The following is a 25193-nucleotide window of genomic DNA, read 5'->3' as shown; positions in this document are numbered from 1 at the left end:
CACCCCGTTCGAATCATGCACGGGGCGACCAGCGGAACGACGTCCGGATCAGCAGGACGCCGATCCCGATCCAGGCGAGCAGGATCCCCACCTGGCCGGCCGCGCTCACCCAGTCGACCGGGCCGATCCAGCCGTCCCGCGCCAGTTCCAGCACCGGGGCCAGCGGGGTGAAGCCACAGATCCTCTCCACGTTCGCGGGCATCGAGTCCAGCGGGACCACCAGGCCGGCGCCGAACAGGCAGACAGCGAGTACCGGCAAGCTGGTGATCTGCACCGACTCCACGGTTCGGGAGATCACCGCGGTCAGCAGTCCGAAGACCGCGAACACGGCGGCGCCCAGCAGGACACCGGCCAGGACGACGAGCGGGTTGTCCGGGAGCGGCAGGCCCAGCGCGATCCCGCCGAGTGCGGCGAACAGCAGGATCTGTGCGAGCGCGACCACCGTGCCGGGCAGCGCCATCGACGTCAGGATCTCGGCATCGGCGGCCTCGCCGGTGCGCAGGCGCTGCAGCACGCCCTCCTCGCGGCGGGCCACCGAGCTGCTCAGGATCGTGTAGTAGACGACGAACAGCAGCACCATGCCGGTGAACGTGGTGACCGCCCCGGCGGTCGCGTCATCGTCCATCTCGCCGCTGCGGGCGGCGACCAGCAGCCCGATCAGTCCCAGCGGCACCAGCAGGGCGGTGAAGAGCAATGTCCGGTTGCGGCGGAGCAGCAGCACCTCGGCGCGCCCCAGCGAGTAGGTCCGGGCCAGTGCGGCAGTCATCGAGCAGCCTCCAGTTCGCGATCGACGGGTTCTCCGGTGCGGGCCAGCGCGAGGAACGCGGTCTCCAGCGAGGCCGGCGTGGCGCGCAGCTCGGGCAGCACCACACCGGTGTCTTCGGTCCAGCCCAGGAGGCGGACGAGCGTCCGCTGCAGGTTGCCGGTGCGGACCACGACGTGCCTGCCCTGCTCCTCGACGGCCTCGCCGTCGAGGACCCCGGCTGGCGGCCGACCGGCGGCGGCACCCCAGCGGATCTCCGCGCGGTGCGTCGCGACGACCTCGTCGAGCGTGCCCTCGGCGACGATCCGCCCGCGGTGCAGGATGGCGAGGGAGTCCGAGAGCTCCTCGGCCTCCTCCAGATGGTGGGTGGTGAGCAGCACCGCGGTGCCGTCCGCCACCAACGCGCGGATCAGCGTCCAGACCTGCCGACGGCTCTCCGCGTCGAGGCCGGTCGTCGGCTCGTCGAGCAGGAGCAGTTCGGGACGGCCGAGCAGCGCGATCGCGAGGTCCAACCGCCGTCGTTCACCGCCGGACAGGCTCTTGATCGCCACGTCCAGGCGGTCGACCAGGTCGACGGATTCGATCGCCTCGGCGGCCGGCCGCGGGCGGCGCATCGTGCCCGCCCACATCCGGACGGCCTCGGCGACGGTCAGCTCGCCCGGTAATCCGCCGGACTGGAGGACGACGCCGGTGCGGTGCCGAACGGCCTTGCGCTCCCGGATCGGATCGCGCCCCAGCACCCGGACGGTGCCCGTGGTCGGCGACGCGAGGCCGGCGATGACGTCCATCGTGGAGGTCTTGCCTGCGCCGTTCGTCCCGAGCAGGCCGAACACCTCACCGGGTCGGACCGTGAAGCTGATGCCGCGGACGGCCTCGGCCCCGGAGCGGTAGGTACGGGTCAGGTCGCGGACGTCGACGGCGTTCGTCGGGGTGGCGCTCATCGGGTTCGGGCCTTCCCCGACTGCCGCGTCTGCTTCCAGGCCGCGAGCCCTAGCCGGAGCACCGAGTACAGGCCCAGGACGACGGCGAAGACCAGCAGGAAGCTCGGGTCGCTCCCGATCACCCAGAGCACGCCGAGCAGGGCGATCGTGGACGCGGTGACCGCGAGTTCCCGGCGGACGGTGGGCGCCGACGTGAACGACAGGAGGTCGGCGACGTAGTTCGACAGCGCGTGGTTGGGCATGCCTCCAGCCTGGTGGCGGCCGGGGCCTCCGGGCCGTGCGCTGCTGCACGACGTTTCGAGCGCCGCTCACGGTGGACCCATGACGAACGTCACGGGCCCGCCGTCGGCGCGCTGCTACCTGGCGTTGAGCGTGTTGCAGCTCTTCGGGTCGCCGCTGGTGTTGCCGGTGTTGAACCACTGCTCGCGCTGGGCCGCCGAGCCGTGCGTCCAGGTCTCGGGGTTGACCTGACCACCGGCCTGCTCCTGGATCCGGTCGTCACCGACCGCACCGGCGGCCTGGATCGCGGACTTGATGTCCTCCTGCGAGACGCCCTCGATCAGGCTCTGGGCGCCGCCGGTGGCGTTCTTCGTCCAGACGCCGGCGAAGCAGTCGGCCTGCAGCTCCAGGGCGATCGAGTACTTGTTCTGGTTGCCCGGATCCTGCTGCTGCAACTGACGGATCTCCCGCTCGAACCCGGTGACGTACTGCATGTGGTGACCGAACTCGTGAGCCAGCACGTACGCCTGGGCGAACTCACCCGGCGCCCCGAACCGCTGCGCCAAGTCGTCGTAGAACCCCAGGTCGATGTAGATGCGCTGGTCACCGGGGCAGTAGAACGGTCCGACCGCGGAGGTGGCCTGACCGCAGGCGGTGTTCACGCCCTGGGTGAAGAAGCGGAGCCGGGGGTCCTCGTACTGCGCGCCGAGCGCGGGGGCGCCCTCGGTGCTCCAGTAGTCGCGCAGGTCGTCGAAGACCGCGACCTGCCGGCACTGCACTAGCTCGAATCGCTGGGTGTTGCTCACCGCGCACTCCTGCGCCAGGTTCGCCGAGCTGCTGGGCGCCGGGCTCGTCGAGTCGTCGCCGAGCGTGTTGTACCCGAGCAGGGCCAGCACCACGGTGACGATCAGCCCCAGCGCGCCGCCGCCGACGACCATGGGGCCGCCACCGAAGCCACCCCCGCCGCCGCGAGCGTCCTCAACCTTGGACAGATCAAGATTGGCGTCCTTGTCGAAGTCCATCGCTCGCACCGTCCCGTTCCGTGCCCCGCCTCGCCGGGGGCGCGCCCGTCCGATACCCGGAGGCGTGCCGTGCCAACCAATCGGGCGCCCGGGATCGCGCTCCGGAAATCGCTCTGCACGGACGGGTAGACTGGTGGGGTGCGCTCGTAGACCGACCTTCGCCCCGTTCCGTTCCGGCCCGTTCGTCCGTCTGCGAGGAATTCTCACGTGATCACCGTTACCGGGCTGGAGTTGCGCGCGGGTGCGCGCATCCTGCTCTCCGACACCACGCTGCGCGTCCAGCCCGGCGATCGGATCGGCCTGGTCGGCCGCAACGGCGCCGGCAAGACGACGACGCTCAAGGTGCTGGCCGGTGAGGGCCTGCCGTACGCCGGGGAGGTCACGCGGCGCGGTGAGGTCGGTTACCTCCCGCAGGACCCGCGCACCGGCGACCTCGACGTCACCGCCCGCGACCGGGTGCTCTCCGCCCGCGGGCTCGACGTCCTCCTGCACGACATGGACAAGGTGCAGGTGGGGATGGCCGAGGCCGTCACCGACGCCGACCGCGACAAGCTGGTCCGTCGGTACGGCCGGCTGGAGGACCAGTTCGCCGCGCTGGGCGGGTACGCGGCCGAGAGCGACGCCGCGCGGATCTGCGCGAACCTGGGCCTGGCCGACCGGATCCTCGCGCAGCCGCTCCGGACGCTCTCCGGCGGCCAGCGCCGGCGTGTCGAGCTCGCCCGGATCCTGTTCTCCGACGCCGAGACGCTGCTGCTCGACGAGCCGACGAACCACCTCGACGCCGACTCGATCACCTGGCTGCGCGACTACCTCAAGGGCCACAAGAGCGGCCTGATCGTCATCTCCCACGACGGCGACCTGCTCGAGGCCGTCGTCAACAAGGTCTGGTACCTGGACGCCAACCGCGCCGAGGTCGACCAGTACAACCTGGGGTGGAAGGCGTACCACGCGCAGCGCGAGGCCGACGAGCGTCGCCGCAAGCGCGAGCGCGCGAACGCCGAGAAGAAGGCCGGCGCGCTGATGTCCCAGGCCGACAAGATGCGGGCCAAGGCCACCAAGGCGACCGCCGCGCAGAACATGGCCAAGCGGGCCGAGAAGCTGCTGGCCGGGCTGGCCGACGAGCGGGTCTCCGACAAGGTCGCCAAGGTGCGGTTCCCGACGCCGGCGCCGTGCGGTCGGACGCCGCTCACCGCGGAGGGCCTCTCCAAGAGCTACGGCTCGCTGGAGATCTTCACCGACGTCGACCTGGCCGTCGACCGGGGCACCCGAGTCGTCGTCCTGGGGCTGAACGGTGCCGGGAAGACGACGCTGCTGCGTCTGCTGTCCGGGCTGGAGCAGCCGGACACCGGCGAGGTCGTGCCCGGCCACGGGCTCAAGCTCGGCTACTACGCGCAGGAGCACGAGACGCTCGACACCGAGCGGACCGTGCTGGAGAACATGCGGTCCGCGTCTCCGGACAGCAGCGACGGCGAGCTGCGCCGGTTGCTCGGTGCGTTCCTGTTCTCCGGAGACGACGTGAACAAGCCGGCCGGGGTGCTGTCCGGCGGTGAGAAGACCCGGCTGGCGCTGGCCGGCCTGGTCAGCTCGTCCGCCAACGTCCTGCTGCTGGACGAGCCGACGAACAACCTGGACCCGGTCAGCCGCATTCAGGTGCTGGACGCGCTGACGACGTACACCGGTGCCGTCGTCCTGGTGACGCACGACCCGGGCGCGGTCGAGGCGCTGAAGCCGGAGAAGGTGATCCTGCTGCCCGACGGGGTCGAGGACAACTGGTCCGACGACCTGATGGAGCTCGTCTCCCTGGCCTGAGGCCCGAAGCGCTGCCGAAGGGGTCCGTCCCGTGGGGGATGGACCCCTTCTGCGTGCGCAGGACCTACGGAGCCGTGGCCCCCGCGCCGGTGCCCGGTGCTTCCGCGATGGGAGCGGTGCTGGGTGCCGTAGTGGGCGCAGACGTCGGCGCGGTGGTGGGCGCGGTGGTCGTCGGCGCGGCGGTCGGCACCGTGGTCGGGGCGGTGGTCGGCGCCGTCGTCGGTACGGCCGGGGCCGTCGTCGCGCCGGTCGAGGGCTTCACCGTGGCGACCGAGCTCGGAGCCACGCTCGGCGCCAAGACACTGTCCGTAGTGGTCGAACCACCACTCTGTGACGACGTGGTCGTCCGCGACAGGCTCTCGGTCTCCGACGCGGCGGCGCTCGGCGCTGACGAGGTCTGGGTGGCGGCGGCCGCCTCCCCGTCCGGGAACAGGGTGTTCAGACTGACCGAGCCGCCGGTGAGCAAGCTGAAGGCCAGCAGTCCGGTGTAGAGCAGGCAGCACGCGGAGACGAAGCCGGCGACGACGCGTACCCGGCGTCGCCGGCGGCCGCTCGTGTCGACGAAGACGGGCGACGCGGAGCCGAGCTCGTCGGCGCCGATCGGTTCGAGACTCTGCGTGACGTCGTGGGGAGCGACAGTGTTCACGCTTCGAGACTAAAGACCCATCGGTGACGCCTTATGTCACGCTCAGTTATTTACATTTGGAGTGCTATCCGGACAGAAGGGTAGGTCATTTCGCGGTAAGTCGGGCGAATCCGAGGCGCTGTATAGAATCCGACTATCAGGTAACTCACAGTGATTCGCTGACGCGGCCTCTCCCTTGATCACGAAGAGTGACCGGCCAATCGCGACTGGTTACTTCCGCTGGTCACGACGCCCACGGGAACAGCGTGTCGACGAGTCCGTCGAGGACCCCGGCGCTCGGCGACGGAGTGGGTACGGCCGCGGACGCGGAAGGCGTGGGTGCACTCGCCGTCGGAGCGGCCGACGGGGAACGCGCCGCCTGGCTGCCGCTGCGACCCGGTTGGGGTGAGCGGGCGGCCGGGCTCGTCGCGGGACCGTCCGCCGTGGCCCGCGCCGTCGGTCTGGGGTCGACGGCCGCGTCGGTCGGGCGGGCCAGTTCGGCTTCTGTGGTGGCCACTGGTGCCGCGGTGGCCGGCGGGGACTGCTTCTCGCCGGGACGGAACTCCGGGGCGGCGGTCAGCGACTGGGTGCTGTGCCCACCGAGCAGGCTGACGACCAGGATGGTGGCGTAGGTGAGTCCGGCGAGACCGACGAGCCAGACCAGGGCGCGTAACCGGCGTCGGCGTCGGCCGGTCGTGTCGAGGAACACCGGGGCGTCGGCGTCGGCGACCTGGCGCAGCAGCTGGGTATCGGCGGTGCTGTCCGCCGACGCTTCCTGGCCCGCTTCGGTCTGCACAGGCGATCCCGAGGTGCCGCTCGGCGCGGCGTCGGACTCGGGGGCGCTACGCAGGGGCGTGGGGTCGTCGCTGGCGGCCGCGTGGGTGGTTCCCGGGGTATCGCCCTCCGGCGCCGTCGACGGGGCCCCCGGAGGGCCGGAGGAGGCCGGCGATTCTGGCCGTTCCGCGGTCGCCGAATCCGGTAATACCGCTGTCGCGTCCGTGGACTCGGGAACCTCGCCGTCCTCGGCGGCCTTGGTGATCGAGGGAGTCCAGAACGCGGGAGTGACGCCTGTGGCGTCGTCTGTACGGACGAGAGCCATGTGCACAGGCTAAAGGGAACGGGACTGGGCTAACCATCCCTGTAACGGAAATGTCCTACTTCAACAATTCTTAATTCTGGGGGCAATAGTGGTGCCCCAAGTAGTCCGTGCTCAGTTGCCGCCGCCTGGGGGCGGATTGCTGCTGGCGGTCGCGTTGCCGGTCGGCGTCGGCGTGTTGCCGCCGGGCTCGTCGTCGCTCGGCTCCGGATCGGGGGACCGCGTAGGCCGGCGAGTCGGCTCCACCGGCTCTTCCTCGGCCGGCGGCGGGGCCGCCGCCGAGCGGGACGGGCCGGTGGACCGCTGCGGCTCGCGGCTGTTCTGCGCGTCGGGACCGTCCGTGCTCGAGGCCGAGGGACGGGTCGTCGGCGGGGTCTCGTTCGTCGACGGTTGCACCGGCGTCGGGGTCTTGTCGTCCTGCTCGCCGAACGTGCCGCGCATGACGTCCGGCCCGGCCCCGGTGGTGAGGCTGACGATGACGCCGATCAGGAACAGCAGCCCGATGATGCCGACCAGGGCCAGAACGATCTTCAGACCCCGCTGCCGCTTGCCGCTGCTGTCGACGAACACCGGCCGCCCGAGGTCGTCCGGGCGGGCGAACATCTGGGTCGCCTGATCGTCGCTGCCGGCGGGCATGCCCGGGACGTCGATCCGGGGCAGATCCTCGGGGCGGCGGATCATCTGGGTTGCGGCGTCGGGGGGCGGCGGACCGCCGACGCGGGTCCCGGCGAGCCCCGGCGGCGGACCACCGGCCGCGCCCGCCGGTGGACGCGGCACGAACATCTGCGTCTGTTCGCTGTCCTGATCGCGCAGCGCACGATCCAGGGGTGAGCGGTCAGTTGCTCTCGGTAACAGCATCGTGGACTCGGAGTCCATTTCGGGCGGCGGCGGCTCACGGCGCGGCGGCGGACCGTCGGCCGGTGGGCGGGCCGCGGGGATGATGCTCGTCTCCGCGTCGGACGGCCCCTGGGCCCCCCGCCGGTTCAACGCGGGCAGGCCGAGCTCCTCGGGCCGGACCCGCCGGGTCTCCTGTCCCGGCTCGTCCCGATCGTCGTAGCCGCCCCGGCGGTCGTAACCCCGGCCGTCATAGCCGGCGCGGTCGTCGTACCCACGGCCGTCCGGTCGCCGGTCGCTGCGCCGATCCTGCTCGTAGCCGACCGGCCGGTCGTAGCCCCGGTCGTCGTAGGCGGCGCGGTCGTCGTACCCGCGGCGGTCGTCACCGCGACGGCCCCGGTCGTCGTAGTTGGCCCGCTCGTCGTAGGAGGCCCGGTCGGCGTGGGGGGCCCGGTCGGCGTGGGGGGCCCGGTCGTCGTAGTTGGCCCGGTCGTCGTAGGAGGCGCGGTCGTCGTAGGAGGCCCCGTATCCGGGGTCGCGCTCGTCGTACCGGCCGGACCGTCGCTCGTCGTACCGGTCGTCGCCGCGGCGCCCGCGGTCGTTCTCGTAGCCGCCGTAGCCGGCCCGGTCGTTGTAGTCGTCGAACGAGGCCGGGTCGCGGTAGGCGCCGCCGTCGTTCTCGTACGCCCCGCGGGGCTCCGGCGCGCGCGGTGGCTGGGGCGCCCTGGTTGGCTCCGGGTTCGGACGGTGGCCACCCTCGCGGTAGCCGTCACCTTCGCCGCCGCGGGGCCGGCGGTAGGCCGTCGCGTCAGGATCCGCGCCGCGGGGAGGGTCGTACGTCCCGCCGTTCGGGCGGGAGTCGTCATACCGGTAGCCGGAAGCCATGGCTTTCAGGGTAAGGCGTGCCGCGAGCGACTCACGATCTGGAGGTGAGAGTTCGGTCCGTTCGGCCCCTGTTACCGCCGAACGTTCGATACGTCCGCGCGGTGCGTAGGCTCGGACACGAAGGCCGGACGCAGAGGGGGCGGGGTACCGATGGGGCTCGGCTGGAGCCGGGGAGTACCCAGGTGACCTGGGCGGACAGTACTGACGAGTGGGTTGTGCCGCAGCTGCGGCGCGACCGGCAGGGGGTACTCACCGTCGTCGTCGGGCCGCTCGGTCGGTTCGGCGACACAACGGTGCGGACGCTGGAGAAACTCGCTCGGATCGGAGCGGATCTGACCGGTGACGTTCGGGTGGTCGTGCTCGAACTCGCCGGGTCGAGTTCCCAGAGTGATCCGAGCACTACGGGCAGTGTCTCGGCTCGGCTGGCGTCGCTCTCGGACGAGGAGCGGGATTCCGTACTGGCCTCCTACCAGGCCGCGGTGGGGTGGCTCCGCCGGGCGGACGTCGTCTCGGTGGCCACCGCACGGGGTCCGCTGGCCGGCGTCGCCGTCGAACTCGCGCTCTGCTGCGACCTACGGCTGGTCGCTACCGACGCGTCGTTCGCGCTGACCGGGGGGCGCAGCGAAGCGGCGCCGGTCCTCGGAACCACCGGCCGCCTGGTCGACCTGGTCGGTGCCGGGCGCGCGACCGAACTGTGCCTGACCGGTCGGCGGGTCGGTGCGGCCGAGGCCGAGCGGCTCGGGCTGGCGTCCCGGGCGGTGCCGGAGGCCGAGCTGACCGCGGTCACCGACGCGTTCGTCGCCGACCTGCTCTCCGCCGACCGCGCGGCGCTCGCCGAGACCAAGGCGCTGCTCGCCGGAGCACCGCAGCGAACCCCATGCGAACAGGCAGCCGCGGAACGCGAGTCGTTCGCCCGCCGCCTCGACGACCGCTACGCGACCACGGACTGAGCGACGTCGACCACGATCGGCGCGTGGTCGGAGGGAGTCTTGCCCTTGCGGGCGTCCCGGTCGACGTAGGCGTCGCTGACGGTGGCCGCGAGGGCGGCGTCGGCATAGAACAGGTCGATGCGCATGCCGAGGTTCTTCGGGAACGCTCCCGCGCGGTAGTCCCAGTACGTGAACGGGTGGTCGTACTTCAGCGGTCGCGGCACGACGTCGACCAGACCGGCCTCGCGCAGCGAGGCCAGCGCCTCCCGCTCGGGCGGCGTGACGTGCGTGGCGCCGACGAACGCGGCCGGGTCCCAGACGTCGTCGTCGGTGGGGGCCACGTTGAAATCGCCCGCGACGACGAACGGCGCCGGCCCCAACTCGGCGGCGACGGTGTTCCGCAGCGCCGTCAGCCACGCCAGCTTGTAGGCGTAGTGCGCGTGGCCTGGCTCGCGGCCGTTCGGCACGTAGACCGACCAGATCCGGACGCCGCCGCAGGTCGCGCCGATGGCCCGAGGTTCCGGGTCGGGGAAGCCGGGTTGGTCGACCAGCCCGCGGGTCACCGCGTCCAGGCCCACCTTGGAGAGCAGCGCGACCCCGTTCCAGCGTCCGTCGCCGTGGGCCGCGGTCTCGTAACCGAGCTCGGCCACCGCTGCGGCCGGGAACGCCTCGGCGCTGCACTTGATCTCCTGCAGGCAGACGACGTCCGGCTTCGTGGTCGCGAGCCAGTCGAGCAGCCGCGGGAGCCGCGCAGTCACCGAGTTCACGTTCCAAGTCGCCAGGCGCACGGCCCCATCCTGCCAGTGGGGGTGAAGCCCGGAGCCCCGCGGCGGAACAGCGGAGGTGATTACAGCGTTGCACCCAGCCGGAGGCCGTGCTGTATGACAGAGCCGGAGGTGGCGCCCGATGACCGAGCCGATGGCGGCCATGCAGTTGATGCGCACGATGCGCCGTGGGGGCCCCGAGACGCAGCGGAAGCTCCCGCCCGGGACGGCGAAGCGCATCCTGTCCTTCGCCGGCCCGTACCGCCGGGACATCACGGTGTTCCTGGCGACGACCGTGGTGTCGGCGGTGATCGCGGTGCTGACGCCGGTGCTGGCCGGGCGGGTCGTGGACGCGATCGGCCGGGGCGGCCCGCGGAGTGCGGTGGTCACGGTGGCGCTGGTGATCGCCGGGTTGGCCGTGGTCGACACCGTGCTCTCGATGGTCGGACGCTGGTTCTCGTCCCGGATCGGTGAGGGCATCATCCTGTCGCTGCGCAGCCAGGTCTTCGCGCACGTCCAGCGCATGCCGGTCGCGTTCTTCAGCCGGACGCAGACCGGCGCGCTGGTCAGCCGGTTGAACAACGACGTGATCGGGGCACAGCGCGCGTTCACCTCGACGCTGTCCGGAGTGGTCTCGAACGTCATCGCGCTGGTGCTCACGCTCGCGGTGATGTTGACGCTGTCCTGGCAGATCACCGCCGCCGCGCTCGTCCTGCTGCCGATCTTCGTACTGCCTGCCCGGCGGGTCGGACGGCGGCTCGCCGGGATCACCCGGGAGGCGGCCGAGCTCAACGCCTCGATGAACACGACGATGACCGAGCGGTTCAACGTCGCGGGTGCGGTGCTGGTCAAGCTGTTCGGACGGCCGGAGGAAGAGGAAGAGGCGTTCACCCGGCGCGCGGCCAGGGTCCGTGACGTCGGCATCCTCTCCGCGGTCTACTCACGGGCGTTCTTCGCCGCGCTGACGTTGGTCGCGGCGCTGGCGACCGCGCTGGTCTACGGCGTCGGCGGCTGGCTGGCGCTGGCCGGAAGCCTGTCCGCAGGAACGGTCGTCAGCCTGGCGCTGCTGCTCACCCGGCTCTACGGACCGCTGACCGCGCTCTCCAACGTCCAACTCGACGTCGCCAGCGCCCTGGTCAGCTTCGACCGGGTCTTCGAGGTGCTCGACCTGCCGCCGATGATCACCGAGAAGCCCGGCGCGGTCCCGATACCCCCGGGGGCGCGCAGCGTCGAGTTCCGGAACGTCTCGTTCAGCTACCCGGCCGCGGACGAGGTCTCGCTCGCCTCGCTGGAGGAGGTCGCGGTGCTGGACAGCAGCCCGCGGACGCGGGTGCTGCACGACGTCGACTTCACAGCGCAGCCGGGCCAGCTCGTCGCACTGGTCGGACCCTCCGGGGCCGGCAAGACGACGATCAGCCAGCTGGTACCGCGGCTGTACGACGTGGACTCCGGCGCGGTGCTGATCGGCGGCGTCGACGTCCGGGACGCGACCACCGCGTCGTTGCGGGACGCCGTCGGCGTCGTCACCCAGGAGGCGCACCTCTTCCACGACACGATCCGCGCGAACCTGCTGTTCGCCCGGCCCGGTGCGTCCGACGAGGAGCTGTGGGACGCGCTCCGCCGAGCCCGGATCGAGCCGCTGGTCCGGTCGCTGCCGGATCGGCTGGACACGGTCGTGGGGGAGCGCGGGCACCGGCTCTCCGGCGGGGAGAAGCAGCGGCTGGCGATCGCTCGGCTCCTGCTGAAGGCGCCGGGGGTGGTGATCCTCGACGAGGCGACCGCGCACCTGGATTCGGACTCCGAGCGGGCGGTGCAGCAGGCGCTGGACGAGGCGCTGGCGGATCGGACCGCGATCGTGATCGCGCACCGGCTCTCCACGGTCCGGGACGCCGACCTGATCCTCGTCGTCGAGAACGGCCACATCGTCGAGCGCGGCACCCACTCCGCACTCCTGGCGGCGCGCGGCCTCTACGCGTCCCTATACGAAACCCAGTTCGCCCCCACCGCCGCCTGACGAGCGGCGGCACGCGCCCAAGCGTCCGCCCGAGGCAGTTGGCAGATGAAGCGCCGCCAGGCGCGCCTGTATTCGTAACGGCGGCGGAGCGCGCTGAGGGCGCGGCTGTCAGCGTCGTCCTCAGCGGGCCGTGCTGATGTCCCCGGTGCGGCGGAGTTTTTGCCAGCGGAGGCGTGCGCCGGTCAGGGCCGTGGCCACCGACTGGATCAGCACGACGTACATCAGCTGCCGGTAGACGATCTGCTGCAGCGGGAACGCCCACAGTGGCCGCAGCGGCTCCTTGTCCAGCCGGAACGCGATCACGGCGATGACCAGCTGCACCGCGAGCATCCCCAGCCAGCCCAGCACGGTCAGCGCGGCGTCGTAGAACAGCAGCCCGTAGATGAGGAAGACGTCGATCAGCGGCGCGAGCAACGGCAGGACCACGCCGAACAGCGCCAAGAACGGCAGCCCGACGCGTCCGAACCGGCCGGACGGCCCGCGGTCGAAGAACGCGCCGCGGTGCTTCCACATCGCTTGCATCGTCCCGTACGTCCACCGGTACCGCTGGGTGGCGAGCTGGCTCATCGTGGCCGGCGTCTCGGTCCAGGCCCGCGCCTGATCCTGGTAGACGACGCGCCACCCGGCCCGGCTCAGCGCCATCGTCAGGTCGGTGTCCTCGGCGAGCGTGTCGTCGCTGACGCCGCCCACCTGCTCCAGCGCCTCCCGCCGGAACGCTCCGATCGCGCCCGGCACGGTCGGCATGCAGCGCATGATCTCGTACGCGCGCCGGTCCACCGCGAAGCCGGTGACGTACTCCATGTGCTGCCAGCGCCCGAGCAGGCTGCGCCGGTTCCCGACCTTGACGTTGCCGGCCACCGCACCGACTCCGGCGTCGGCGAACGGCTGGGCCAGCGCGCCGATCGAACTCGGCTCGAACAGCGTGTCCCCGTCCACCATGACGACGATCGGGTGCGTGGTGGCGGCCGCGCCGATGTTCAGCGCGCGGGCCTTCCCCCCGTTCTCCACCCGGATGATCCGGACCCCGGGCAGGCCGAGCGCCTCGACGAGGTTCGCGGTGCCGTCGGTCGACCCGTCGTCCACGACCACGACCTCCACCGGCGCCGGTGCTCCGTCCGCCGTCCGTCCCACGTACTCGCTGGCGACCAGGGATCGGACCGCGGCCTCGATGCCCGCGCTCTCGTTGTACGCGGGCACGACGACCGAGACCGGGAGCGTGACCGGCGGCGAGCCACCGCGTCGGCGCTGTCTGCGCTGCCGGGCGAGGTGCCGCCAGGTCAGCAGCAGCATCAGCAGGAGCCGGGCGATCGTGAGGACCCCGACGACGATCAGCAGGTACGCGCACCACAGCACGAATTCGTGAGCCAGCCAGATGCCGTAGAGCACGGCCTTTCCCCGCAGCAGTTCGCTGGTGGTCGCGGAGCGGTGGACGGTGGCGGTGCTGCCGTCGCCGAAGTCGATGCCCTCCGACAGCGTCGTGAACGTGTAGCCCAGCGCCTTCATCTTCGGGATGTAGACGTCGAGCGCCTCGACGGTCTGCTTCCGGTCGCCGCCCGCGTCGTGCATGAGCACGACGGCGCCCTTCCCCTCCTCGGGGGTGGCGTTCTCGACGATCTCGTCGACGCCCGGGCGCGCCCAGTCCTCGCCGTCGACGTCCGCGACCACCGTGACGTAGTTGAGCGAGCCGGCCTCGGTGATGATCGGCCAGTAGGTGTCGTCGATCGCGGCGGCAGTCGAGGAGTACGGGAAGCGCAGCAGCGACGTCGTGTCGCCGGTCGCGCCGACCACCGCCATCTGCGTCGCGGAGTACTGCAGACGACGTTGCCAGGCACCGATCGTGGACATGTCGGCGTGGGTGAACGTGTGGATGCCGACCTCGTTGCCCTCGTCGTGGACCCGCCTGGTCATCGACGGGTCCTCGGTGATGCGAGCGCCGACCAGAAAGAACGTCGCGTCGACGTCATGCTTCTTCAGCACGTCGAGGATCTTCGGGGTCCAGGTCGGATCGGGGCCGTCGTCGAACGTCAGCGCGATCGTGTTGGCCTTCATCGCGAACGACGCGGTGGTGCGGCCCTGTGTCGTGTCGATCACCGGCCCGCCGCCGGTGATCTCCGACGGGACGTTCTTCGCGCTCCCGGCCTCGTGCACGGTGCTGGACGCGCCGACGGACGCCGTGGCGATCGCGTTGAGAAAGAGCACGGCACACAGAAAGACCAGAAGGACGATGACGACCGGCACCCGGCCGCGCGTCCGCCGTTCGCCACGGCGCTGGTCGTGCGGGCTGGGCGTGCGGCGGGCGGACCGGGGCATCGCAGTCCTTGGGTCGGCCGACCGGGGTCGGCGGGCGGTCGGTGCGCGCCGCCACTCCCGGCTCGGCCGGGCTAGCCCGCGGCGGCCGAAGCGGTCGCGGACGCCGTGGCGGAGGCGCTCGGCATCGCGGTCGAAAGGTCCACCGACGAGCCGAACACTCCGCTGGCCATCGTGCCCAGGTAGAGGGCGAAGGCCAGGCAGACGACGACAGCGAGGACGCGGAGCCAGCGGGCGCGGCGGCCGGTGGTGTCCACGAAGACCGGTGCGGAGGCGCCGGTGGTGGCCCGGGTGACTGCGCTGTCGGCGGTGCGGTCAGTGACGGTGAGTGATTTCACGGGGGTCATGCCTTCAAGCGTAGAAGCGCCATGAACCTCGCTAATCGGACTCACAGCATTAACAAAACGTCCAAAGCGGTCACAAGATGGCCTCCGAAAACGGACATTACCGGATCACCTTACCGTTTTCACGGCTACCGATCGTCATTCCTGCGTCGCGCCGTTGGACGTTCGACCGGCTGATACATCCACAAGGCTTCAGTTTCGCCACGGTGGGTAATCGCGTGAGAACGGAAGGAAGGCGAAACGCCCGTGGGTGGAGTGCTGGGAGCACTCCACCCACGGGCGTTCGGGCGGGTCGGGCGGTTCAGGTCAGGCGCCGAGGGCGGTCCAGGTCGTGCGATCGACGACGCCGGTGACCTTCAGGTGGTGCGTCCGCTGGAAGATCTTCACCGCGTTCTGGGTCTTGGTCGCGAACGTGCCGGTGACCGTCGGCAGCTTGAGTCGACGCTGCAGCGCGGTGACCGCCGCACCCTTGGAGCCGTACTTCAACACGGTGTTGCGGTACTGGGTGAGCGGGTTGGTGGGCTTCGTGGTGGTCGCGGGCTTCGTGGTGGTGGGCTTGGTCGCCGGCTTCGTGGCCGGTTTCGTCGCCGGCTTCGGGGCGCCGGCCGTCGCCGCCGGCTTGAGGGCGGCGAGCAGCGCACGCCAGGTCGCGGCGTCGACCACCGCAGTGCCCGGCAGGCCGCGCGCGGTCTTGAACGCGGTGATCGCGGCACCGGTCTTCGGCCCGAACGCACCGTCCGCCGGGACGCCGAGCGCGGTCTGCAGCGCCTTCACCGCGTTGCCACCGGCGCCGTTCTGCAGCTGCGCACCGGAGAACTTGACCAGCCCCGCGTAGGCGGCGGAGGAGCCGGCCGCGGCTTTGAGCGTCGGGTACGAGGTGCACTTGGTCTTGTTCGGAGCCTGGTAAGGCGCCGCGTAGTTGAGGTCGGCGGTGCGGCACGGCCCGTAGTCGTTCGCCGCCACGGCGCCGGTCCAGAACGACGTCCGCTTCATCGCGCCGGCCCAGCTCAGGCTGAAGTGCACGTGGTCGCGGTGGCAGGTGGTGTCCCAGCTCGCCTCCGGGTGCGACGCGCAGGTGGAGTACGGCTTCCACGTCGCGTTGTAGCTGCCCCAGATCTTGCCGTCCCAGATGATGTACATGACGCCGAGCCGGCGGGCGTTGGCGTTCTCGTTGCCCGCGGCGTCCGTGGCGAAGAGCCAGTTCAGTACGGCCGTGGCCTGCGCGGCCTGAGCCGGCTTACGGATCGAGGTCATCCAGTCGACGGCCCGGCCGTCGTAGTGCTCGCTGGCCATCGTGCCGGTGCAGGACCGGGTGACGCCGTAGGACGTGCCGGGGTAGGTGGCTTTCAGGAGCGCGCCGAACGCGATAGCGCCGGGCTTGTCGACCCACTCGCAGGAGCTCTGGGGGACGTAGGGGGTCAGCGACTCGATCGCGGCGGGCAGCTTCGCCGGGGCGACCGGAGTCTTGACCGGGGCCGCCGCCGCAGCGGCCGCCACCGGAGCGGCGCCGACGCCGGCGAGCACGGATAGGGTCAGAGCGGCGCCGAAGGTACGGAGGCGGCGGGCCATCGGGAGCGTCGTCACGGCCGTCCTGTCGGCGCCGGACGGTTGCCGGCTGACCCGAATCGCTCCCGTGCACCCGTCCCGCACCGCTCCCGATCCGTGCGCGCTCCCGTCGCCGCCCGGCCCGCGGGTTTATGCGGCAAACCGGGCAGACGGCGCTGACCAGCCCTATCTCTGCCTCAAGAATTGGGTTCGGGCCTGCCGGAAAGCCACACGCTGCGCTTAAGGTCGCCGCTGAGGGCAACACGGGGGAGGTGGGGCAGTGGTGGACGGTTACGCGGCTGCGGCGCAGTACTACGACCTGCTGCACACCGAGCGGTCGGCCGCCCGGACGCAGGCACTACTCGCGGCCGTCGGAGCCGACGTCCGGCACGGCATCCTCGACCTCGGGGCCGGCACCGGCTCGGTGCTCGCGGCACTCGGGGCCCAGACCCCCGACGTGCCGATCATCGCGGTCGAACCCTCGGTGGGGATGCGGACCGCGCTCTATGCCCGCCTGGCCGCGGCTCCGGGTCTCCGGGCACGCACCACCGTGCTGCCGGAGACCGCCGAGCGGCTGGCGCTCGGCGAGTTCGCGGACCTCGCGGTGTGCCTCGACACCAGCCCGGCGTTCCCGCCGCCGTACCGCCCGGACATCTGGGAGCGGGTGCGCAACGCGCTCGTCCCCGGCGGGGTGTTCCTGCTGGACGAGCCGCACCTCACCGAGCCGATCGCGCAGGAGCCGCGCGAGTTCGGCCGGGTCGCCGTGGGCACGCACACGGTCGTCGGGTCGGTGCGCGGCGAATCCGCCGGCCAGCGGCAGTGGTGGGAGTACCGCTACACGGTGCTGGACGGGGAGGGCGAGGTGGTCTCGGTGGAGGAGACCGAGTTCTACACCTGGCCGGTTATGCCCGAGGAACTGCGTGCCGAGCTGGCCGACGCCGGCTTCGTCGTCAAAGACGACATCCCGTACGACGGCGGCCAAATAATCCAGGCTCGCCGGTAGCGGGCCGCCCACTAGCGGCGGCGGACGGCTTCTTCGACGAGGTTCAAGACGGCGCCGAGCTTGGCGGCGGGGCGGCCCATCGCCAGGTGGAGGACGAGACCGTCCAGGGCGAGCTCCAGGAACCGCTGCAGCGTCTCCAGATCGACGTCGTCGCGCAGCACGCCTGCCTCGCGCTGCCGGGTCAGCCGGTCGTGTGTGGCCTGCGAGATCGCCTCCGAGCGCGCGGCCCAGCGGGCGGCGAAGTCCTTGTCGGTGCGGAGCCGACGCGACACCTCCAGCTGCGTGCCGAGCCACCCGGCCTGCTCCGGGCTGAACTCGTCGTCGAGCAGGTTCCGCATGACCTGGACCAAGCCCTGCTCGGCCACGACCGCCGCCATCTCGGCGGCGTCGTCCTCGGCAACCGCGAGAAACAGCGACTCCTTGTCCCGGAAGTGGTGGAAAATGGCTCCACGGGACAGGCCGGTCTCCTCCTCCAACCGACGGACCGTCGCACCCTCGTAACCGTGTCGGGCGAAACACGCCCTGGCGCCGGCGAGGATTTCTTGCCGACGGGCGTCGAGGTGCAGCTGACTGACCTTGGGCATACGTCGATCGTGTCAGCCCGGAAGGCCTCTTGCAATCCGTACGTCTGGTTTAGGAATGCACGCGGGCCCCGGAGCGCTGCGCTTCCGGCGGCGCGAAGCTCGCCGAAAGCACAGCGCTCCGGGGCCCGCCCGAACGACTGCCGTCAGCCCAGCAGGCTGCGCAGCACGTACTGCATGATCCCGCCGTGCCGGTAGTAGTCGGCCTCACCCGGCGTGTCGATCCGCACCACCGCGTCGAACTCGACGCCGGTGTCCGTGCTGACCTTCACCGTCCGCGGCGTGGTGCCGTTGTTCAGCTCCGTGACGCCGGTGAACGAGAACGTCTCCTCACCGGTCAGCCCGAGCGACTCCGCCGACTCCCCGGTCGGGAACTGCAGCGGCAGCACGCCCATGCCGATCAGGTTCGACCGGTGGATCCGCTCGTACGACTCCGCGATCACGGTCTTGACGCCGAGCAGCGCGGTGCCCTTCGCCGCCCAGTCACGCGACGACCCCGAGCCGTACTCCTTGCCCGCGAGCACCACCAGCGGCGTTCCCGCGGCCGCGTAGTTCTGCGCGGCGTCGTACACGGTCGTGACGGAGCCATCCGACGAGAAGTCCCGGGTGAACCCACCCTCGGTGCCGGGCGCGATCTGGTTCCGCAGCCGGATGTTCGCGAACGTGCCGCGAATCATCACCTCGTGGTTGCCGCGCCGCGACCCGTACGAGTTGAAGTCCCGCCGCTCCACACCGTGCTCGGTGAGGTACTTGCCGGCCGGCGAGTCCGCCTTGATCGCCCCGGCGGGGGAGATGTGGTCGGTCGTCACCGAGTCGCCGAGCTTGAGCAGCACCCGGGCGCCGGAGATGTCGGTCACCGGCGTCGTGTCGCGGGAGAGCCCCTCGAAGTACGGGGGCTTCCGCACGTACGTCGACTCGGTGTCCCACTCGAACGTGTTCCCGGTCGGCGTCGGCAGGTTCTGCCAGCGCTCGTCACCGGCGAAGACGTCCGCGTAGCCACGGGAGAACATCTCGCTGTGGATCGCGGAGGCGATGACCTCCTCGACCTCCTGCGGCGAGGGCCAGATGTCGGAGAGGTAGACCGGCTTGCCGTCGGACCCGGTGCCCAGCGGCTCGGTGGTGATGTCGATGTCCATCGACCCGGCCAGCGCGTACGCCACCACGAGCGGCGGGGACGCCAGGTAGTTCGTCTTGATGTCCGGGTTGATCCGGCCCTCGAAGTTACGGTTGCCGGACAGCACCGCGGCGACGGCCAGGTCGGCCTCGTTGATCGCGGCGGAGATCTCGTCCTGCAGCGGGCCGGAGTTGCCGATGCACGTGGTGCAGCCGTAACCGACCAGGTTGAAGCCGATCTTGTCCAGGTACGGCGTGAGCCCGGCCCGGTCGTAGTAGTCGCTGACGACCTGCGACCCCGGAGCCAGCGTCGTCTTCACCCACGGCTTGCGGGTCAGGCCCCGCTCGACGGCCTTCTTCGCCAGCAGTGCCGCGCCGATCATCACCGACGGGTTCGAGGTGTTCGTGCAGGAGGTGATCGCCGCGATCACGACGGCACCGTGGTCCAGCTCGAACGTGGTGCCGTCGGCCATCGTCACCGGCACCTTGCGCGACGGGCGGCCGTTCGGGCCGGGAGCGCCGTGGTGCGGCTTGTCGGCCTCGGTGTTGCGACCGTTGGCGGGGGAGTCCGACGCCGGGAACGACTCCTCGGACGCCTCGTCCGCAGGGCCCCCGACGTACTGGTCCTCGTCGCCGACGTAGTTGCGGATGTCGCCGCGCCACTGGGCCTTCGCCTCGGCCAGCACGATCCGGTCCTGCGGGCGCTTCGGCCCGGCGATCGACGGCACGATCGTCGACAGGTCCAGCTCGAGGTACTCGGAGAACACCGGCTCGACCGACGGGTCGTGCCACATGCCCTGTTCCTTGGCGTACGCCTCGACCAGCGCGAGTTGCTGCTCGGACCGGCCGGTCAGCCGCAGGTAGGTCACGGTCTCGTCGTCGATCGGGAAGATCGCGGCGGTGGAGCCGAACTCCGGGCTCATGTTGCCGATCGTGGCCCGGTTCGCCAGCGGGACCGCGGTGACGCCGGGCCCGTAGAACTCGACGAACTTGCCGACGACACCGTGCTTGCGCAGCATCTCGGTGATCGTCAGCACGAGGTCGGTGGCGGTGGTGCCCTCGGGCAGCTCGCCGTGCAGCTTGAAGCCGACGACCCGCGGGATCAGCATGCTCACCGGCTGGCCGAGCATCGCGGCCTCGGCCTCGATGCCGCCGACGCCCCAGCCCAGGACGCCCAGCCCGTTGACCATCGTGGTGTGCGAGTCGGTGCCGACGCAGGTGTCGGGGTAGGCGGTGTTCGCGTCGCCGCGGACCATCACGACCCGTGCCAGGTGCTCGATGTTCACCTGGTGGACGATGCCGGTGCCCGGCGGGACCACCTTGAACTCGTTGAACGCGCCCTGGCCCCAGCGCAGGAACTGGTAGCGCTCGAAGTTGCGCTCGTACTCCAGCTCGACGTTGCGCGCGAAAGCATTCGCCGCACCGAACACGTCGGCGATGACCGAGTGGTCGATGACCAGCTCGGCCGGCGCGAGCGGGTTGATCTTCGCCGGGTCGCCGCCGAGCTCCGCGACCGCCTCGCGCATCGTGGCCAGGTCGACCACGCACGGGACGCCGGTGAAGTCCTGCATCACGACCCGGGCGGGCGTGAACTGGATTTCGGTGTCCGGCTCAGCCTCCGGATCCCAGTTCGCCAGCGCGCGGATGTGGTCGGCGGTGACGTTCGCGCCGTCCTCGGTCCGCAGCAGGTTCTCGAGCAGCACCTTGAGCGAATACGGCAGGCGGGCGATCTTCTCCTGGAGACCCTCGACGGCACTCAGCCGGAAGATCTGGTACTCCTCGTCGCCGACCGTGAGCGAGCCGGCCGACCCGAAACTGTCGATGCGCGGGGGGGAGCCCTCTGACACGTCGCACTCCTTCGTCGGTTCTCTCCGCCAGTCTCGCCTACTCGTCTTTCCACCTGGCAAGCGGCTGGCTTCTGCTTGTAAACCGTACGTCCGTCTTGCATCGTACTCGACGTGGGTCAACGCCTTGTGAGGGGTTTACCCATTCCGATGCAGTGATCTACGCCATCGAGCGTCCTGACGTTCAGGTCGACGTTGGGGGGCCGGCGCCCGAAGGCCGGTTGCTCCAATATGTAGATCGGTCTATTCTTTGGCCATGGGTGCGAAGGGTCGGGAAACACGAACGCGGCTCGTCAGCACGGCCCGGACGCTGATCGAGGCGCAAGGCTACTTCGGTACCGGTTTGAACCAGATCCTGGCCGAGAGCGGCGCGCCGCGCGGCTCCCTGTACTTCCACTTCCCCGGCGGCAAGGACCAATTGGTCGCGGCGGCGCTGAGTGACGCCGGCGACGAGGTCGCTGCGCTGATCCGGGAACTGGAGGCGAATGCGCCCACCGCACTGGCGTTGGCGCAGCAGCTGATCGACGTGTTCGCCGAGCGGATGCACGCGTCCGGTTACACCAAAGGCTGCCCATTGGCGACGGTGGCGCTGGAGGTCGCCGCGTCGAACGACGCCCTGCAGAGTGTCTGCGCGGAGGCGTATCTGGGGTGGCAGCAGCTCCTTGCGAGCCGGCTGATCGCGGAAGGTTCTGACCCCGCGAAGGCCGAGGACCTCGCGTCGTCAGTGCTGGCTCTGGTCGAGGGTGCACTGCTTCTCGGCCGTGCCCGACGCAGTGTTCAACCGCTGGAACAAGTGCGACGAGTGGTCGAGACGCTGCTCGGCTGAGTCTCCCTGCGGACCCTTTCCGCGTGGGCAAAATTTAGGTAGATCGGTCTACTTGGAGATCCCGTGACGCTGCATCCTGCCCAGTCCGACGCCATCCCTCAGACGATCGACTCGATGGTGTTCGGAGCCACCGGGTTCATCGGCCGCTGGCTGCTGCTGGAGTTGCTCGGCCAGGGCCGGGTCGTCGCCGCAGCCGTTCGCGGCGGAGCCGGCAGCGCAGCACGACTGCGTGACTGGCTGCGAGAGCACGGCGCCGACGACGGCGCGCTCACCACGATCGACACCGATCTGAGCCGCGAACGACTGGCGCGCGCGGCCGACGAGGAGATCCTCGGCTCCGTTCGCGACGTGTTCAACGTGGCCGGCCGGTACCAGTTCGGCATGGCGCCCGACGAGGCGCGCCGAGCCAACGTGGACGGTGCGCTGAACGTCCTGGGCTGGGGCGCCGGTCTGCCGCGGCTACGTCGGCTCGTCCACCTGTCCGGCTACCGGGTGAGCGTCCCAGAGGCGCGATATCCGTGGTCGGCGAACGAATCGCGCGAGCGCTACCGGCGTCTCGGCGCCTACGAGGCGTCCAAGGTCGAAGCCGACGCGGCGCTGCGGGTCGTGGCCGCCCGAGAGGCGGTGCCGTTGACGCTGGTCAACCCGAGCACGGTCGTGGGTCACTCCGTCACCGGCGAGGCGGAGCAGTACATCGGGCTCGCCACGACCGTGCGCGACCTCTGGAACGGTGGGCTCCCGGCGCTGGCCGGCTCCCGGCGCACCTTCGTGCCGGTGGTGACGGTCGACTATCTGGCACGGTTCATGGCCGCGGTTCCGCTGCACGACGAGGGCCCACTGACGGCGCATTGGGTTCTCGACGGCGCGACACCGGACTTCCCGGATCTCGTGGCAGAGCTCGTCACCCACCTGGGAGTGTCGGCGCCCCGGCGCATCGTGCCCGTCGGCCTGGTGCGCCGATTACCGAAGGCGCTCACCCGCGTGGAGCCGGAGACACTGTCGTTTCTCTCCGAGGACCGGTACGACACGGCATCGGCCGACCGGATCGCCGCGGCGGCTGGATTGTCCCAACCGCCCGTCGGAGACGTCCTGCGACGCTGGGCCGACCGGCTCGTCGCCGACCGGTTCGGCGCAGCACCGAGCCCGGTCCCCGGCGGCTTCCACCTCGTCGCCGGCGGCCGCACCTACCTGGCCGGAGAGCGCAGCGCACCGCGGTTCGTCCTCCTGCACGGCCTACCCCTCGACGGCGAATCGTGGCAGGGCCTCCTGTCCCATCTCGACGGCGCGGCGCTGCGCGCGGACCTTCCCGGCCTGGGCCGATCGTCACCGACCACGGCAACCGCGGCACAGTGGCTGACCGAGCTGCTGAGCCCGGTACGGACCCGTCCGACGCTCGTCGCCCACTCCGCTGCCGCTGGGGCGGCGCTGAGTTACGCCAACGCCCATCCGGACCGGGTATCCCGACTGGTTCTGGTATCGCCGTACTTCCTGCAGCGACGTCCCTCCCGATTGCTGCGGACCGTCATGGTCGGGACGACGATGCTGCGGCACGCGACCGCCGGTCAGCTCACCAATTCCCTGCTCGGAGAGCACCTCGACGTGGCACCAGCCGCGACGGCCGTTTCCGGTCAGGACGCCGCCCACCAGGCGATCGCCAGCGTGGCGGCGAATCTGCGACGACCAGGTGTGGCACGCCGGACCGCCCGGTGGCTACGGGACGCTCAGCGGGAGGCCGAGCGGTCGAGGCTGCGTCACCTACTGCGCTCCTGCCCCGTGCCCGTCCAGCTCATCGTCGGCGACCGCGATCCGCTCGTCGAGGGGAACGACGAGCACGACGTCGCGACCATTCCCGACGCGGGCCATCACCCTCACCTCAGCCACCCGGCCCAGCTCGGCGCAGCCATCAACGCGCGCGCGAACGAGTCGGCAGGACGTGCTCGCCCCACACCTTCCGGCGCACGGGACTGAGCCCACGGGCCCGGCCGGTGGCGGACGTCACGCGCCCGAACCGTCACATCGACCGGCCGGCCGGCATCTCCATGTTCGCAACGGGACGACGCGCGGTCCGCGCGGCGCACCTCCACGAGCAGGAGGTTGGAATGGACGAAACCGACACACCGCGATCTGCCGCGGCCCCGCGGAAGCGAGGCGACGAGGCGGTGGCCGCCGCGGCGCGCGCCGTCACACCGGTGCGCGCGCTGCTCAACCGGGTCTTCCCCGATCACTGGTCGTTCCTGCTGGGTCAGATCGCGGTGTACTCATTCGTCGTGCTGGTCGTCACCGGCACCTTCCTCGCGCTGTTCTTCCAGCCGTCGATGGAGGAGGTCGTGTACGACGGCTCGTACACGCGGCTACAAGGGACGACCATGTCCGCGGCGTACGCCTCGACGCTGGACCTCTCGTTCGACGTCCGCGGTGGTCTCTTCCTGCGTCAGCTGCACCACTGGGCGGCGATGCTGTTCCTGGCGTCGATCGTGCTGTACCTGCTGCGGGTCTTCTTCACCGGCGCGTTCCGCAAGCCGCGGAGGGCGCAGTGGGTGGTCAGCCTGCTGCTGTTCTGGACCGGCCTGTTCACCAGCTACACCGGCTACATGGTCCTGGACGACGGCCTCTCCGCGTCCGGCATGCGAATCCTGTCGGCGATCCTCATGTCGGTGCCCGTGGTCGGCACCTGGCTGGCGACGTCGGTCTTCGGCGGCGAGTACCCGGGCGAGGTGATCATCGGTCGCCTGTACCTCCTCCACCTGCTGCTGCCCGTACTTCTGGTCGTGCTGGCGGGCGTCCTGGCGGCACTGCGGTTCGGGCAGAAGCCCGCCCAGTGGCGGGGCCCGCACCGCACGAGCGCGAACGTTGTGGGCCAGCGCGCCTTCCCGCAGTACGTCACGAAGCAGGTCGGACTGTTCATGGTCGTCTGCGCCGTGCTCGCGTTGCTCGGTGGCCTCTTCCAGATCAACCCGATCTGGCTCTTCGGGCCGTCGCACGCCGCGGTCTCGGCGGCGTTGTCGCAGCCAGCCTGGTACGTCATGTTCCTCGACGGCGCGGTCCGGCTCATGCCGCCCTGGGAGGTCACGATCCCGATCGGGGCCGGGTACGTCGTCCCGCCGCTGTTCTGGGCGGCGGTGGTGCTGCCCACGATCCTGGTCGTGCTGCCGATGGCGTACCCGGCCATCGAGGCCCGGGTGCGGCGGGACCGGCGAGAGCATCACCTGCTCGACCGCCCCCGGGACGCCCCGAGCCGCACCGCTGCGGGTGTCATGGCCCTCACCTTCTACCTCGTGCTGACGCTCGCCGGTGCCGGCGACGCCATCGCCCTGACGTTCGACATCAGCACGAACGCGGTCACCTGGGCGGGCCGGATCGGCTTACTGCTCCTGCCCGCGGTGGCGTACTGGGTCACCGACCGCATCTGTCTGGGACTCCAGCAGCACGACCGGCAGGTGCTGGCGCACGGCGTCGAGACGGGCATCATCCGCCGCATGCCGGACGGTGCGTACACGGAGATCCACCAGCCGCTCGCGCCGCCCGACGACCAGGGGCGTACCGAACTGCCCTACGCCGGCTGGGCGGTCCCGAAGAAGGTGAACCGTCTCGGTGCGCTCCGGCCCACAGGAAGCGGCTTCTTCACGCCGATCGAGCGGCCGGCGACGAGCCGCGACCTGGAGCCGGTGCCACCCACCGCGGTCGACCCGGAGACCGCCGAGGGGAGGCGGTGAGCCGCGGGCGTCTGGC

The 25193-nt window shown here is 70.8% G+C and carries 20 protein-coding genes; 8 read left to right on the top strand and 12 right to left on the bottom strand.

Annotated elements, in window-relative coordinates; translation table 11 throughout:
• Positions 1 to 13 precede the first annotated feature (13 nt).
• The 4 genes from ABEB28_RS01855 to ypfJ form a co-directional block, all read right to left on the bottom strand.
• Positions 14 to 766 (bottom strand): ABC transporter permease, encoded by a 753-nt coding sequence (locus ABEB28_RS01855; protein ID WP_345726154.1) that lies wholly within the window; start codon positions 764 to 766, stop codon positions 14 to 16.
• On the bottom strand, positions 763 to 1704 hold the full coding sequence (locus ABEB28_RS01850) for an ABC transporter ATP-binding protein (RefSeq protein ID WP_345726153.1): 942 nt from the start codon (positions 1702 to 1704) through the stop codon (positions 763 to 765). Before ABEB28_RS01850 ends, ABEB28_RS01855 begins: the two co-directional genes overlap by 4 nt.
• Positions 1701 to 1946, bottom strand: coding sequence for a hypothetical protein (locus tag ABEB28_RS01845; protein ID WP_345726152.1), 246 nt, complete (start codon positions 1944 to 1946; stop codon positions 1701 to 1703). Before ABEB28_RS01845 ends, ABEB28_RS01850 begins: the two co-directional genes overlap by 4 nt.
• A 114-nt stretch (positions 1947 to 2060) precedes the next feature.
• Positions 2061 to 2945: a KPN_02809 family neutral zinc metallopeptidase gene (gene ypfJ / locus ABEB28_RS01840; RefSeq protein WP_345726151.1), complete on the bottom strand. Its 885-nt coding sequence runs from the start codon at positions 2943 to 2945 to the stop codon at positions 2061 to 2063.
• 207 nt (positions 2946 to 3152) lie between these two features.
• Here ypfJ and ABEB28_RS01835 point away from each other — a divergent pair, with 207 nt between their 5' ends.
• Positions 3153 to 4754: an ABC-F family ATP-binding cassette domain-containing protein gene (locus ABEB28_RS01835; RefSeq protein ID WP_345726150.1), complete on the top strand. Its 1602-nt coding sequence runs from the start codon at positions 3153 to 3155 to the stop codon at positions 4752 to 4754.
• Positions 4755 to 4807: 53 nt separating this feature from the next.
• Positions 4808 to 5245 carry a hypothetical protein gene (locus tag ABEB28_RS01830; RefSeq protein WP_345726149.1) on the top strand — a complete coding sequence of 146 codons (438 nt, stop codon included), beginning with the start codon at positions 4808 to 4810 and terminating at the stop codon, positions 5243 to 5245.
• A 378-nt stretch (positions 5246 to 5623) separates the two neighbouring features.
• On the opposite strand, the gene ABEB28_RS01825 is transcribed toward ABEB28_RS01830, so the two are convergent.
• Positions 5624 to 6478 (bottom strand): hypothetical protein, encoded by an 855-nt coding sequence (locus ABEB28_RS01825; RefSeq protein WP_345726148.1) that lies wholly within the window; start codon positions 6476 to 6478, stop codon positions 5624 to 5626.
• A gap of 111 nt (positions 6479 to 6589) precedes the next feature.
• The gene (locus ABEB28_RS01820; protein ID WP_345726147.1) at positions 6590 to 8194 is read right to left on the bottom strand and encodes a hypothetical protein; all 1605 of its coding nucleotides are present in this window, start codon (positions 8192 to 8194) and stop codon (positions 6590 to 6592) included.
• A 182-nt stretch (positions 8195 to 8376) separates the two neighbouring features.
• Between ABEB28_RS01820 and ABEB28_RS01815 the strand changes: the two genes are divergently transcribed.
• On the top strand, positions 8377 to 9144 hold the full coding sequence (locus tag ABEB28_RS01815) for an enoyl-CoA hydratase/isomerase family protein (RefSeq protein WP_345726146.1): 768 nt from the start codon (positions 8377 to 8379) through the stop codon (positions 9142 to 9144).
• Here the strand turns inward: ABEB28_RS01815 and ABEB28_RS01810 are convergent.
• Complete coding sequence (locus tag ABEB28_RS01810) at positions 9126 to 9911, bottom strand: exodeoxyribonuclease III (RefSeq protein ID WP_345726145.1); 786 nt, start codon at positions 9909 to 9911, stop codon at positions 9126 to 9128. The genes ABEB28_RS01815 and ABEB28_RS01810 overlap by 19 nt on opposite strands.
• A 139-nt stretch (positions 9912 to 10050) precedes the next feature.
• On the opposite strand from ABEB28_RS01810, the gene ABEB28_RS01805 reads away from it, so the two are divergent.
• The gene (locus ABEB28_RS01805; RefSeq protein ID WP_376981575.1) at positions 10051 to 11901 is read left to right on the top strand and encodes an ABC transporter ATP-binding protein; all 1851 of its coding nucleotides are present in this window, start codon (positions 10051 to 10053) and stop codon (positions 11899 to 11901) included.
• Between the two features lie 120 nt (positions 11902 to 12021).
• Here the strand turns inward: ABEB28_RS01805 and ABEB28_RS01800 are convergent, their stop codons facing one another.
• The 3 genes from ABEB28_RS01800 to ABEB28_RS01790 form a co-directional block, all read right to left on the bottom strand.
• Positions 12022 to 14211 carry a bifunctional polysaccharide deacetylase/glycosyltransferase family 2 protein gene (locus tag ABEB28_RS01800; RefSeq protein WP_345726143.1) on the bottom strand — a complete coding sequence of 730 codons (2190 nt, stop codon included), beginning with the start codon at positions 14209 to 14211 and terminating at the stop codon, positions 12022 to 12024.
• 71 nt (positions 14212 to 14282) lie between these two features.
• Positions 14283 to 14555 carry a hypothetical protein gene (locus ABEB28_RS01795; RefSeq protein ID WP_345726142.1) on the bottom strand — a complete coding sequence of 91 codons (273 nt, stop codon included), beginning with the start codon at positions 14553 to 14555 and terminating at the stop codon, positions 14283 to 14285.
• Between the two features lie 303 nt (positions 14556 to 14858).
• Positions 14859 to 16136 carry a peptidoglycan-binding domain-containing protein gene (locus ABEB28_RS01790; RefSeq protein WP_345726141.1) on the bottom strand — a complete coding sequence of 426 codons (1278 nt, stop codon included), beginning with the start codon at positions 16134 to 16136 and terminating at the stop codon, positions 14859 to 14861.
• Between the two features lie 244 nt (positions 16137 to 16380).
• Here ABEB28_RS01790 and ABEB28_RS01785 point away from each other — a divergent pair, with 244 nt between their 5' ends.
• Complete coding sequence (locus ABEB28_RS01785) at positions 16381 to 17100, top strand: class I SAM-dependent methyltransferase (RefSeq protein WP_345726140.1); 720 nt, start codon at positions 16381 to 16383, stop codon at positions 17098 to 17100.
• Between the two features lie 11 nt (positions 17101 to 17111).
• Here the strand turns inward: ABEB28_RS01785 and ABEB28_RS01780 are convergent, their stop codons facing one another.
• Both ABEB28_RS01780 and ABEB28_RS01775 read right to left on the bottom strand, forming a co-directional pair.
• Positions 17112 to 17684 carry a TetR/AcrR family transcriptional regulator gene (locus ABEB28_RS01780; protein WP_345726138.1) on the bottom strand — a complete coding sequence of 191 codons (573 nt, stop codon included), beginning with the start codon at positions 17682 to 17684 and terminating at the stop codon, positions 17112 to 17114.
• Between the two features lie 143 nt (positions 17685 to 17827).
• A complete protein-coding gene (locus ABEB28_RS01775; protein ID WP_376981577.1) occupies positions 17828 to 20617 on the bottom strand; it encodes an aconitate hydratase in 2790 nt (929 codons plus the stop codon).
• A 277-nt stretch (positions 20618 to 20894) separates the two neighbouring features.
• Between ABEB28_RS01775 and ABEB28_RS01770 the strand changes: the two genes are divergently transcribed.
• The 3 genes from ABEB28_RS01770 (at position 20895) to qcrB (ending at position 25177) form a co-directional block, all read left to right on the top strand.
• Positions 20895 to 21464, top strand: coding sequence for a TetR/AcrR family transcriptional regulator (locus ABEB28_RS01770; RefSeq protein WP_345726136.1), 570 nt, complete (start codon positions 20895 to 20897; stop codon positions 21462 to 21464).
• A 63-nt stretch (positions 21465 to 21527) separates the two neighbouring features.
• Entirely contained in the window at positions 21528 to 23432 is a 1905-nt protein-coding gene (locus ABEB28_RS01765; RefSeq protein WP_345726135.1) for an alpha/beta fold hydrolase, read from the top strand.
• A gap of 131 nt (positions 23433 to 23563) precedes the next feature.
• Positions 23564 to 25177 (top strand): cytochrome bc1 complex cytochrome b subunit, encoded by a 1614-nt coding sequence (gene qcrB, locus ABEB28_RS01760; protein WP_345726134.1) that lies wholly within the window; start codon positions 23564 to 23566, stop codon positions 25175 to 25177.
• The last annotated feature ends 16 nt before the right edge of the window (positions 25178 to 25193 follow it).

The organism is Cryptosporangium minutisporangium (genome assembly GCF_039536245.1).
In the GTDB taxonomy this organism is placed as follows: Bacteria; Actinomycetota; Actinomycetes; order Mycobacteriales; family Cryptosporangiaceae; genus Cryptosporangium; species Cryptosporangium minutisporangium.
The sequence above is the reverse complement of the archived record's forward strand: the minus strand, read 5'-3'. Positions and strand labels throughout refer to the sequence as shown.

Excerpts from the sequence above, each read along its gene's own strand:
- ABEB28_RS01825 (WP_345726148.1), bottom strand. The coding sequence starts at position 6,478 with ATGGCTCTCGTCCGTACAGACGACGCCACAGGCGTCACTCCCGCGTTC.
- ABEB28_RS01845 (WP_345726152.1), bottom strand. The coding sequence starts at position 1,946 with ATGCCCAACCACGCGCTGTCGAACTACGTCGCCGACCTCCTGTCGTTC.
- ABEB28_RS01850 (WP_345726153.1), bottom strand. The coding sequence starts at position 1,704 with ATGAGCGCCACCCCGACGAACGCCGTCGACGTCCGCGACCTGACCCGT.
- ypfJ (WP_345726151.1), bottom strand. The coding sequence starts at position 2,945 with ATGGACTTCGACAAGGACGCCAATCTTGATCTGTCCAAGGTTGAGGAC.
- qcrB (WP_345726134.1), top strand. The coding sequence starts at position 23,564 with ATGGACGAAACCGACACACCGCGATCTGCCGCGGCCCCGCGGAAGCGA.
- ABEB28_RS01795 (WP_345726142.1), bottom strand. The coding sequence starts at position 14,555 with ATGACCCCCGTGAAATCACTCACCGTCACTGACCGCACCGCCGACAGC.
- ABEB28_RS01780 (WP_345726138.1), bottom strand. The coding sequence starts at position 17,684 with ATGCCCAAGGTCAGTCAGCTGCACCTCGACGCCCGTCGGCAAGAAATC.
- ABEB28_RS01805 (WP_376981575.1), top strand. The coding sequence starts at position 10,051 with ATGCAGTTGATGCGCACGATGCGCCGTGGGGGCCCCGAGACGCAGCGG.
- ABEB28_RS01800 (WP_345726143.1), bottom strand. The coding sequence starts at position 14,211 with ATGCCCCGGTCCGCCCGCCGCACGCCCAGCCCGCACGACCAGCGCCGT.
- ABEB28_RS01770 (WP_345726136.1), top strand. The coding sequence starts at position 20,895 with ATGGGTGCGAAGGGTCGGGAAACACGAACGCGGCTCGTCAGCACGGCC.
- ABEB28_RS01820 (WP_345726147.1), bottom strand. The coding sequence starts at position 8,194 with ATGGCTTCCGGCTACCGGTATGACGACTCCCGCCCGAACGGCGGGACG.
- ABEB28_RS01855 (WP_345726154.1), bottom strand. The coding sequence starts at position 766 with ATGACTGCCGCACTGGCCCGGACCTACTCGCTGGGGCGCGCCGAGGTG.